At 45.0% G+C, this 10,978-nt stretch carries 12 protein-coding genes and 1 tRNA gene; 6 read left to right on the forward strand and 7 right to left on the reverse strand.

The genetic code is table 11. The features are described 5' to 3' along the window. Positions 1-133 precede the first annotated feature (133 nt). Positions 134-388, forward strand: a complete 255-nt coding sequence (locus D4N35_RS14995; protein WP_120075148.1) for a DUF6154 family protein — start codon at positions 134-136, stop codon at positions 386-388. Positions 389-647: 259 nt separating this feature from the next. On the opposite strand, the gene D4N35_RS15000 is transcribed toward D4N35_RS14995, so the two are convergent. Then, positions 648-1,106, reverse strand: coding sequence for a Dps family protein (locus D4N35_RS15000; RefSeq protein WP_120075150.1), 459 nt, complete (start codon positions 1,104-1,106; stop codon positions 648-650). Between the two features lie 120 nt (positions 1,107-1,226). On the opposite strand from D4N35_RS15000, the gene ytzI reads away from it, so the two are divergent. The 3 genes from ytzI to D4N35_RS15015 all read left to right on the forward strand — a co-directional run bounded on the left by ytzI (position 1,227) and on the right by D4N35_RS15015 (position 1,857). Beyond that, positions 1,227-1,370, forward strand: coding sequence for a YtzI protein (gene ytzI, locus D4N35_RS15005; RefSeq protein ID WP_120075152.1), 144 nt, complete (start codon positions 1,227-1,229; stop codon positions 1,368-1,370). Between the two features lie 25 nt (positions 1,371-1,395). Next, positions 1,396-1,614 carry a membrane protein insertion efficiency factor YidD gene (gene yidD / locus D4N35_RS15010; protein WP_120075154.1) on the forward strand — a complete coding sequence of 73 codons (219 nt, stop codon included), beginning with the start codon at positions 1,396-1,398 and terminating at the stop codon, positions 1,612-1,614. A gap of 90 nt (positions 1,615-1,704) precedes the next feature. After that, positions 1,705-1,857: a DUF1540 domain-containing protein gene (locus D4N35_RS15015; protein ID WP_120075156.1), complete on the forward strand. Its 153-nt coding sequence runs from the start codon at positions 1,705-1,707 to the stop codon at positions 1,855-1,857. A 446-nt stretch (positions 1,858-2,303) separates the two neighbouring features. Here the strand turns inward: D4N35_RS15015 and D4N35_RS15020 are convergent, their stop codons facing one another. From D4N35_RS15020 to D4N35_RS15040, 5 genes are all read right to left on the reverse strand, one after another. Then, positions 2,304-3,770: an o-succinylbenzoate--CoA ligase gene (locus tag D4N35_RS15020; protein ID WP_120075158.1), complete on the reverse strand. Its 1,467-nt coding sequence runs from the start codon at positions 3,768-3,770 to the stop codon at positions 2,304-2,306. 224 nt (positions 3,771-3,994) lie between these two features. After that, complete coding sequence (menB, locus tag D4N35_RS15025) at positions 3,995-4,813, reverse strand: 1,4-dihydroxy-2-naphthoyl-CoA synthase (protein WP_120075160.1); 819 nt, start codon at positions 4,811-4,813, stop codon at positions 3,995-3,997. Positions 4,814-4,827: 14 nt separating this feature from the next. Next, on the reverse strand, positions 4,828-5,655 hold the full coding sequence (gene menH / locus D4N35_RS15030) for a 2-succinyl-6-hydroxy-2,4-cyclohexadiene-1-carboxylate synthase (protein WP_120075162.1): 828 nt from the start codon (positions 5,653-5,655) through the stop codon (positions 4,828-4,830). After that, positions 5,649-7,403, reverse strand: coding sequence for a 2-succinyl-5-enolpyruvyl-6-hydroxy-3-cyclohexene-1-carboxylic-acid synthase (gene menD / locus D4N35_RS15035; RefSeq protein ID WP_120075164.1), 1,755 nt, complete (start codon positions 7,401-7,403; stop codon positions 5,649-5,651). The genes menH and menD overlap by 7 nt, the downstream gene beginning before the upstream one ends. Further along, the gene (locus D4N35_RS15040; RefSeq protein WP_120075166.1) at positions 7,400-8,794 is read right to left on the reverse strand and encodes an isochorismate synthase; all 1,395 of its coding nucleotides are present in this window, start codon (positions 8,792-8,794) and stop codon (positions 7,400-7,402) included. The genes menD and D4N35_RS15040 overlap by 4 nt, the downstream gene beginning before the upstream one ends. A gap of 175 nt (positions 8,795-8,969) precedes the next feature. On the opposite strand from D4N35_RS15040, the gene D4N35_RS15045 reads away from it, so the two are divergent. Together D4N35_RS15045 and D4N35_RS15050 are read left to right on the forward strand one after the other, a co-directional pair. Then, a complete protein-coding gene (locus D4N35_RS15045) occupies positions 8,970-9,896 on the forward strand; it encodes a 1,4-dihydroxy-2-naphthoate polyprenyltransferase (protein WP_120075168.1) in 927 nt (308 codons plus the stop codon). 141 nt (positions 9,897-10,037) lie between these two features. Then, a complete protein-coding gene (locus D4N35_RS15050) occupies positions 10,038-10,796 on the forward strand; it encodes a TraR/DksA C4-type zinc finger protein (RefSeq protein ID WP_306463614.1) in 759 nt (252 codons plus the stop codon). A 47-nt stretch (positions 10,797-10,843) separates the two neighbouring features. On the opposite strand, the gene D4N35_RS15055 is transcribed toward D4N35_RS15050, so the two are convergent. Beyond that, positions 10,844-10,915: transfer RNA gene (locus D4N35_RS15055), tRNA-Glu, on the reverse strand. Positions 10,916-10,978: the final 63 nt, after the last annotated feature.

Raw genomic sequence — 10,978 nt, forward strand, 5'->3', positions numbered from 1 at the left:
CAATTTTATATGCATATTTTGGTTTGAAGGAGCCTATTTTATTCTTAATAGTCGATTGTCAATAATTGATTGTTCGTACCATTTACGGGTATATATATAATAAGCACAGGAAATTTTGAAAGGAAGTTATCTGATGAAACTTATAGACGAATTGTTCGAATTGTACCGCGATAAACTTACCGGCGATGAAGAAGATTTAGATATGATCACCTTCGCAGTACTTGAAGGATACGATCATGATGACTTGTTGGGAATCGTAAAAGAAATGAATGAATATGAACTTCAATATTTCATCAGATTGTATGTGATGGAGACATTAAAAGGGAAATTCGCCCAAATTGAAGGCCGAAAGGAAGACGGGGCTTCGTATTTCAGACATTTGCACTGAAAAATACATAAAAATGGCCTCGGCAAGCCAGTTTCTGGTATGGGCATCAACTATGGATGATCGTTTTTTCCCAAGCATCCAGATAATGGACACTGACCGTTTTTGAGGTTCCTTCGGATAACGGGCTCCTTTCCCCTGATTCGCCTCATGAATAACGTCTTTATCGAAAAAAAGGAGCAAGCTATAAATAACAACTTTACAGCTTGCTCTTCCGCTTCATTAGGATTTCCACGGTCTTACACGTATGGACAGGCACCTATTATTGAACTTTTTCACCCAAAAAGGCACTCAGCATCCAAATATGTTTTTCCAGACCCTGGTGGATGGAAAGCAGCATGTCACCGGTTGTCTCATCCCCGGACTGGTCAGCCAGTTCCATTCCCTTTTTCAATTCCGCTGTCAACGTTTCAAAATCGCTCAGTGTAGCCTGGACCATCTGCTCCGCTGTCTTCTCGCTTTCCGCTTCCTGAACGCTTGCAAGTTCAAGTGACTCTCTGAGAGTGGCAACGGGCTCTCCTCCTAATGCCAACAGCCTTTCTGCCAGTTCATCAATATGTACGGCTGCCTCGTTATACAGTTCTTCAAACTTTTCGTGAAGCGTAAAGAAGTTTGAGCCTTTTACATACCAATGGAAATTATGTAGCTTCGTATAAAGTACCGTCCAGCTTGCCACCTGCTTGTTTACCAATTCAATCAGCTGTTGATTTTCTATTGACATAATATCAATCCTCCTATATTTACTCTACCCTATTTTTTACAAGTCAAACAATTATATGCCCGGATTTTCCGTTAAAAACTATGCTACAATAGGCCGTAGGGAAGAAGGGGGAAAAAGAGATTGAAACTCGTCATGGTTATATCCATCATCATTTGTATCGTTGTCGTCCTTGTGACCGCCTTGGTGACGTCAAAAGCTTATTCAGTCAAACATACCGTCGATCCAATGCCGGCAGATGACAAAAAAGAAAATAATATATCCTGATTGAACTGAAGGAAGCGATCTTCCATTGAAACAAATTTTACTTTTCATCATCCGTTTTTATCAAAAATTCATTTCGCCGCTGAAGCCTCCAACCTGCAGGTTTTATCCAACCTGCTCCAATTACGGGATGGAAGCAATCCGGCGGTTCGGAGCCGTTCGCGGGGGATGGTTGACGTTTAAACGGATTATCAAATGCCACCCGTTTCATCCTGGAGGCATCGATCATGTTCCCGAAAAAAAATAATGCTTTTCCTGATTTGACGGATCTTGCCTCACATAACTGCATCTTTTGCGCCAACACTATTCATGTATCAACTTAAAGGAGTGATACTAAGTGGCAGAAGATGTGCTTTGTGAAGTGAAAAATTGTCATTTTTGGAAAGATGGAAACCTGTGTGCGGCCGACCGCATTTATATCGTGAGCCATACGGGCAATGAAGCGGAAACTGAAAGGGAAACCGATTGTCAAACCTTTGTTCATAAGTAAAGAAAAGCGGGGTGTCTTTGAAGGCGCCCCGCTTTTCTTACTGAGCAAGAAAGTATAAGATGTTTTAACTTTAAAATTTTGAACAAAGCCATTTGTTGTCTAGCTTCGACGGACAGGAGGTCCTAGTGCCGCCGGCGCCACAGGACGTGGCGCTTTAAGGCGGCCAGCGCCTATCGACTAGCAGACTTCGCACCTCTGGTGCTCCTGCGCCACAGCTTATCAAGGAAGCCTTGTTCAGCTCGTCGCAAAGCTCAGGAAGCCTCTCGAAGAAGAAGCTTTCCTACGATAAGTCAACATCGGCTCCGACGCACAGGATGTGCTAGTGCAGGCGAAGCGACAGGACGTCGCTGCTTGAGCCTGCGTTCCTCGCCGTGTTTCCTTTATCTCGTCGGAGGCACTCCAGTCTGTACGTCGATGGGCAAGGCGCTTGCGCTTTTCTTTATCCTCTATATTAGTTTACTCAACAATCTGCGCATCAGCTTGTTTGCACCATTTCGCGGAAGCTGTTTAACTTGAATAATCCTCTTGGGTACTTTATATGAAGCAAGCCTTTCACGGCAAAAAGCAAGAATCTCATCTTCTTTCACGGGTTTTTCTGCAACGATAAAGCCATACGGGACATGTCCCCATTTTTCATCGGGAATCCCTGTCACCCCCGCTTCTGAGACTTCTTCGTGGCTGAGAAGTATTTCTTCGATTTCAGCGGGATAAATATTTTCCCCTCCCGAGATGATCAAGTCGGAGCGCCGGTCCAAAATATACACAAACCCTTCTTCATCTTTGAAGCCCAGATCACCGGTCGAAAACCACCCGTCCTTGAATGAAGCGGCATTTGCTTCATCCCTGTTTAAATAGCCTGGAGTCACGTTTGGGCCTTTCACAAAAATTTCCCCTTCTTCCAACGGCTTTGCTTCCTTTTCGCCGGTCATTATTTTTAATTGGGACGGAAATAACGGTTTGCCTGCGGATCCAAGCTTCTTTAAGCTGTCTTCGGGAGAAAGGGTGGCAATTTGCGATGAAGTTTCCGTCATCCCATATGTTTGGAAAACAGGAACCTTTCTTTCCTTGCAAATGTCCAAAAGGGGTTTCGGCACTGGACCGCCGCCGGCAAGCAAACACCGGAACGCCGGATGGTATGGCTGATCACCTTGTTTAGCAAGCATCCTGCTGATCATCGATGTAACGGCCGACATAATAGTCACTTGTCCTGATGACAACAGCCGGTTCACTGTTTTTTCATCGAATTTTTCCATTAAAATAACCGGGATGCCGTAAATGATACTTCTCATTAAAATGGAAAGGCCGCTTATATGAAAAACCGGAACGGCACACAGCCACGAATCATTTTCCTGCAAACCGATGTTCAAAACCGATCCGGCTGCACTCCACCAATGATTTCCGTACGTTTGAAGGACACCTTTCGGTTTTCCGGTCGTCCCGGAAGTGTACATAATTGAGCAAACATCAGCCAATGCAAATTCTTTTCTAATGGCCGGTTCAGAAGCAGGTCTTTCAGCCAACTCATTAACAGAAATGATGGGAATATCAGCCAGGGCTTTGCTTAATTCATTTACTGTATCCGTAAGGGAACAATCATAGATGATCAGCCCGGTTTCACTGTCCTTAATCTGATATAACAGTTCACTTGCTGTCAATCTGCAGTTTAAAAACACCGTTTCAATTCCAAGCTGCCAAAGCCCATATATCACCCATACAGTTTCAGGCGTATTATTCATAAGTATGGCAGCCCTCCTGCTGCTTCCCGGAAGCAAACCGGCAATTTTCCCCGCTGTCTTTGCGGCTATTTCAAAGATCTCGCCAAATGTCCAAGTTTGATCATTGAAAATAAGAGCTGTGCGTTCCGGCGACAAATCAGCCCTTTTTTGCAGCCAGTTTGGAGTGGTTGTTTCCATGAGAAAAACTCCTTGCTTTTGAAGTGTAAAAAGGACCCGATGGATAACCATGGGGTCCTTTGAGGAAAATAAGGTACTGTCCAGCTACAGCGCCCAGCGACTAGCAAACTTCACACTCCTACACTCCGATAAGTCAACATCGGCTCGTACCTCGCCGTGTTTCCTTTATCTCATTGCGGAGTGCTCCAGTTTGTACGTCGCTAAACGGGCGCTTCCGCTTTTCTTTAAGGAAAGCGCGGGAACTGCCCGAAGTCAGGCTTGCGCTTTTCTTTGAACGCATCCCGACCCTCTTTTGCTTCGTCTGTCGTATAGTAAAGCAATGTGGCGTCTCCTGCCAGCTGCTGAAGGCCTGCGAGGCCATCTGTATCAGCATTGAAGGCTGCTTTCAGGAACCTGAGCGCTGTCGGGCTTTTTTCCAGCATTTCTTCGCACCATTTCACTGTTTCCTCTTCCAGCTGGTCAAGTGGAACGACTGTGTTGACCAAGCCCATGTCAAGAGCTTCCTGTGCATTATATTGGCGGCAGAGGAACCAGATTTCCTTTGCTTTTTTATGGCCGATAATGCGTGCAAGATATCCGGAACCGTAACCGGCATCAAAGCTTCCGACTTTAGGTCCTGTTTGTCCGAACACCGCGTTATCTGCAGCAATCGTCAAGTCACAGACCACATGCAGCACGTGCCCGCCTCCGATAGCATAACCGGCTACCATTGCAACAACCGGCTTCGGAATGACACGGATGAGCCTTTGCAGGTCCAAAACATTCAAACGGGGGATATTGTCTTCGCCGACATATCCTCCGTGCCCTCTTACAGACTGGTCTCCCCCTGAACAAAATGCCTTTCCGCCTGCGCCGGTAAGAACGATAACCCCAATTTTTTCGTCATCCCTTGCATAGGCAAAAGCATCGATCAATTCCATAACGGTTTTCGGTCTAAATGCATTATGTACTTCAGGCCGGTTGATCGTCACTTTAGCAATCCCGTTATACGTTTCATATAAAATATCTTCATACTCTCTTTCTTTCGTCCAATTGATTGCCATGAAGGAACCTCCTCCTAAGATAATTGTTCCTGTTCAATCAGAAACTCCTTCACTATTGTATCAAATTTTTTAGGTTCTTCCACGTGGATAGCATGTCCGGCATCATTAAATTCCATTATCTTGGCTTTTGGAAAAAGCCGATTCATTTCAGCCGCAATTTTACAGAACTTTTCATCCTGTTTTCCACACATTAGCAAAACAGGAATGTCAAGCTCCTGAAGCTTATCCCACCAAGACAGCTGCCTTCCTGTTCCAAACCCGATTAGGCTGTTTGCAAGCCCAATCGGATCGTTTTGCAGCCTCTGTGTACGAATTTGATCCCTGATAGCCGATGGAAGTCTTTTTTGAGTTTGAAAAAGAGGGATATTTTCCCAGTAATTTACAAAACTCTCGACTCCTTGCTCCAAAATTCCAGCTGCCAAGGATTCGTCGCTTTGAATTCTTGCTATCTTTTCCTGCTCTGTTTTTAATCCTGGAGACGCGCTTTCAAGCATTAGCGTCTCAAATCTTTCAGGAAACAATATCGATGTTCCCAGAGCGAGTCTGCCCCCCATGGAATAGCCAAGCAAATGGGCCTTGTCAATTTTCAATTGATCCATTATAGAAACAATATCTTTTGCCGCATTTTCCATCACATATCGTTCCGGCTGCTCCGGGGAATCTGTCTTGCCATGGCCAAGAAGATCGATGGCAACGACTTGAAAGAAATCCTTTAACGCATTGGTCAAGCTATTCCAAGTGGTATGGTCTCCGGTAAAACCGTGCAAAAGAATAACCGCAGGCGACTCTTCTTTTCCAGTTAATTCCACATGGTACTTAACATGATTGACATGAATCAGCATGTTTCGTCACTCTGCAGATATTTGTTTATTTCCCGGGAAACCTGTTCCCATAATTCTCGGTGCACCTGCAAATTCCTCGTCCTGTCCGTTGGTACTTCAATGATATTCAAACCTTCGTTGGCAGCCGCTTCTCTTATGGCAACAGGGAAATCTTCCCACTCCAGCACTTTAGTATATTGGCCATTATACATCATAGCGGCATGCTCGAAATTCAACCCTGTCGGAGTTCCAAAAATCAACTCAAAGTTTTCTCCTTCTTCCGCCTGCGGCAGATGAGAGAATATCCCGCCGCCGTCATTGTTCAGAAGAATAATATTGATATTGATTTTGTGAAGCTTGGCAGCCAGCAATCCATTCATATCGTGGAAGAAGGAGAGGTCGCCAATCAGAAGGAAAAGCGGCCGGCAATGGACTGCAGCACCAACCGCACTGGACACTACCCCGTCTATTCCATTTGCACCGCGATTGGCCATAAGCCGAATATTATTTTCGTTTGTATGGAAGAAGGTATCCATATCCCTGATTGGCATGCTGTTTCCTATATACACTGTGCTGTCCGGAGGCAATAAACCGCAAAGCGTAGAAACAGCTTTACCTTCCTCCATATCGGATATTGACTGAATATAGGATTGAATGATGTTTTTTGTCCGTTGATTCAGATCAATCCACAGTTTTTTCCAGGAACTGTCATTTCTCTCTTCCACCAATTGTTGCAGCTGCCGGCAAAATACTGTTTCTTCACAATGAATCATATGAGTGCCTGCTCGGTTTGGGTCACGCCAGCCTCCGCTTCCGTCTATAATCAACTGTTCCGCTTCTCTTGCGCTTTTTAAAAATAATGAAAGGGGTTTGGAAACGGGCTGCCCTCCGAACTGGATGACAAGATCAGGCTTTAGCTTTTCATTAGCTGCATCGGATTTTTTTAAAAATGTATCATAGCAGTCGATAACCATCTCTTTTTCAAAGCTTCCGCTTCTCAGCTGGGAAAGGGGATCAGCCAATATCGGAAATCCCAGCGAATTGGCCAGTGCAAGAACAGCTTCCGGAAAACCAGGTTTATCTATATTTCCGCAAACAATCAAGCCCTTTTCGGCCATTGAACACTGGTCTGCAATTTCTTTATAAGTTTCAAACGGAATATTCAGATGTCCTTCTGATACATAAGGAAGTGCCGGATTTGAATCATAATGAAACGGCTGTTCCAAATCAGGAACAAGCGGCTCCCTCAAAGGAAAATTGACATGTACCGGCCCGGGAAGCACTCCTTTGGCCATGGAAGCAGCCCGTACCGCTGAAGTCTTGGCGTATTTTATCATTTCATTCCCGGATTCCGGCAATGCCAAGTCAGCAAACCACCTGACATGCCTCCCATATAGATGGAGCTGGTCAATTGCCTGCGGAGCCCCTACATCCCTCAACTCATGAGGCCGGTCCGCAGTCAGAACAATTAGCGGAACCCTGGAAAGACTTGCTTCAATGACCGCAGGAAAATAATTCGCTGCCGCTGTTCCCGATGTGCAGAGCAGGGCAACAGGGCGATCTGAAGCCTTGGCAAGTCCCATGGCAAAAAATGCGGCGGAGCGTTCATCTATATTCATATATACCTGAATGTCCTGATGTTCAACAAAAAGCATGGCCAGCGGTGTGGACCTGGAACCGGGACTGATGACAACCTCTTTGACGCCTGAACAGGCAAGCCCCTCAATGAAGCTTGCCGCATATTCCGTTAATGATTGCTGCCAATTCATTCACTTTTCCCTCCCATTGCCTGCAACATTGGCCGAAACTTGATGCCCGTTTCTTTTAATTCCTCTTTTGGATCAGAATCAGCAACCAGCCCGCAGCCGGCATATAAAAAAGCTTGTTTACCTTTGAGCAAGCCTGAACGGATAGCAACAATGAACTCTCCATTTCCGTCAAAATCAGTCCAGCCGATTGGGGAAGCATAAAAGCCTCTGTCCATTTTTTCTTTGTCTCTAATTATTTTCATCGACTGACCGGTTGGCACACCGCCCAAAGCTGGCGTTGGATGCAGTTCCCCCACAATATGGAATATAGACGTGCCTGATTTGGCAACACCTGATACCGGCGTATACAGATGCTGTATATACGGGGTCCGCAAAAGAACAGGATCATCAGGGACCTGCAGCTCCCTGCAATATGGCTCAAGTGCCTTTTTAATCATATCTACAACCAGATGATGCTCATATAGATTTTTTTCATCGTTTAACAGTATATTCCCAAGCTCCCTGTCTTCTTTGGAGTCCTCACTTCTGCCGATCGACCCGGCCAGGCTTGTCGATAATACTTGATCGTTCATCTTTTTAACAAGCCTTTCGGGGGATGCCCCTGCGAAGCTGCCATCAGGCGTTTCCAGAAGAAAAATGAAGCTGTCCTTTTGCTGGGTATGAAGCTGCTTCAATACATATTCTGATGACACAGGCTCTGAAAAATTCAACATCATTTCTCTTGATAGAACGACTTTCTTTACAATTTCTGATGTCCTTAGTACATTAACGACTTCGGCTACGGAATCCAGCCACTCAGGGACGTAAAGTTCTTCCCTGCTTTCCAGGTGTGGCGCAGGAACCTGGGAAGGTTCTTCATTTTTTATTAACAAATCAAAAGTTTTTTCCACCTTATTCGTTTGGTTAGACAACTCATCGCTTTCAAAAAGATTTACTGTCAAATAATAGTCATCGCCAATGACTGTCAGCATATATTCAGGCAAATAAAATAAAGCATCACCGAAAGGCTGCCACTTCTCCTCTTTCAGGCTGTATGGGTCAAAAGAAAAACCGCCAAACAAAAGCGGTCCCGTGCCAGGCACATGGAAGGGATTATCGATTACAGCGGAAGATAGGATATCATTCCATTCTGTTTCAATCCGGCTGAAGCGGTCGTCCGCCCCGCTATTGGAAAAAGAACGGAGAAGGCCAACGCCGACAATCGTCATATCGTCATCCGGGCTTTTCCAAAAAAAACGCTCCCCTTCATCTGGGGGCCTGTTAATTTGGTAAAAGGCAAAGGGATCGATCTTATCCACTTTTTTTGTATAACTTGCCAACACTTTATTGGATTCTGTTTTATGCTTTAAGGTATTTATATACTTTGTTTGGAATGGTGAATTCATCAACATAAATCTCTCCTAAAGCGATAGACTTATCATATATTCTCCTTCCTTATTATATATGAAGGGAGACACTAAATGTAGTAAAACAGCTTTAAATTGAAACTTTGCCCGAAAGGGATTGACACTTCTCCATACATTCTCTACACTTTATTAGGTGAATATGTTAAGGGAGAGGAATTTTATGAATCTTCATGCTCAATCTGCCGTTCCACCGGAAAAAGGCTGGCGGATTTGGTGGCGTCTTACTCGCCCGCATACATTGACGGCTGCGTTTGTGCCTGTGCTTTTGGGTACAGTCTTGGCAGCAAAACATTACTCTATACACGGCCTCCTTTTTGCAGCGATGCTCATAGCAAGCCTGCTCATACAGGCGGCGACCAATATGTTCAATGAATACTTTGACTTCGCAAGAGGCCTTGATACAAAGCATTCGGTCGGCATTGGAGGAGCTATCGTGCGCAATGGGGTCAAACCTGGAACCGTCCTTGGATTGGGATTTGCATTTTTTGGAACGGCCCTGCTGCTCGGAGTCTATATTTCTGCCAACAGCAGCTGGTGGCTTGCTGCCATCGGACTCGTTTGCATGGCAGCCGGTTATTTTTATACCGGCGGACCTTACCCGATCGCCTATACTCCGTTTGGTGAAATCACATCCGGCTTTTTCATGGGATTTGTCATTACACAGATCGCCTATTTTATTCAAGCCGGGAAAATTGATTCCATCAGCGTCCTTGCATCCATTCCCATCTCCATTTTGATTGGCTCCATCATGCTGGCCAACAATATCCGTGACTTGGATGGGGACAGGGAAAGCGGAAGGAAAACAATCGCCATACTTTTGGGCCGGAAAAAAGCAATTCAATTACTGGCCGCAATGTTTATTGTTTCATACTTGTTTATTTTAGCATTGATATTATTCTTTTCTTTATCTCCATGGCTTCTTATCACATTTGCCAGTATCCCGAAAGCTGTCAGAGCGGTCAAAGGTTTTATTGGAAAAACCGAGCCGGTCCAGATGATGCCGGCGATGAAAGCCACTGCACAGACGAATACGATTTTTGGATTCCTGTTGGCGATCAGTTTCCTTATAAGCAACCTTATTAAATAAACCGACATGCTATTTTTTGGCATGTCGGTTTTTTAATTTTTCCCATATGTTTATTCCAATTGAAATAAAGGAAAATAAATATTACACCGCTTTATTATTAGACCAAAAATCGCCCATACTAATCATAAACAAAAAAGGGAAGTGAAAATCTTGCTGACAGAGCAGCAATTAAATACATTGAAGAACATGCTGTTGGAAGAAAAGCAGAATCTGCAGGGAACGATAGATGCAGAAGACGGAATTTTGGAGCACGAGAGCGAGAAAGAAAGCTTGGAACTCTCATCATATGATAACCATCCTGCGGATTTGGGCACCGAGCTGTATGAGAGGGAAAAGGATATGGCCCTTTCTGTACACGAAGAAGATCAGTTGGGAAAGGTGGAAGCAGCACTTTCCTCAATGGATAAGGGAACCTATGGCAAATGCGAAATATGCGGGAAAGAGATACCGTATGACCGTCTTGAGGCCATCCCCTATGCAACAACCTGCACGGAACATACTTCCGAGCGCTCGATACCTGACGACCGTCCCGCAGAACAAGATTATTTGAAACCTGCTTATGACAACTCCTTTTCCGGGCGCCATAAGGAAGGAGGAATCCGCGATTACCATGACAGCTTTCAGGAAGTGGCCAAATACGGGACATCAGAGACCCCTTCGGATTTTGAAGGTGATTACAACAGTTATGATGAGCTTTACCGTGACAAGATCAAGGATGGTTTTACTGAAGAATATGAAATGTTTACAGGAAACGATATGAAAGCGGACGATGTTGAAGTATACCAGACGGACGACGAACGGGAATACGAAGAAGAGTTGGATGATGAAGGAACAGACACTCCCTTTGGTGACCTCCCCTATCACCAAACTGACGGCTATGTAGACAGGGATAAACGATAAAGTAAAGAGGAACCATTCCAGTGTCGGAATGGTTCCTCTTGCTGTGATGACCCCTACGGGATTCGAACCCGTGTTACCGCCGTGAAAGGGCGGTGTCTTAACCGCTTGACCAAGGGGCCTAATAAAATGGCGGAGAAGGAGGGATTTGAACCCTCGCGCCGCTTACGCGACCTACGCCCTTA

It is taken from the genome of Siminovitchia fortis (assembly GCF_003605365.2).
Lineage (GTDB): Bacteria > Bacillota > Bacilli > Bacillales > Bacillaceae_C > Siminovitchia > Siminovitchia fortis.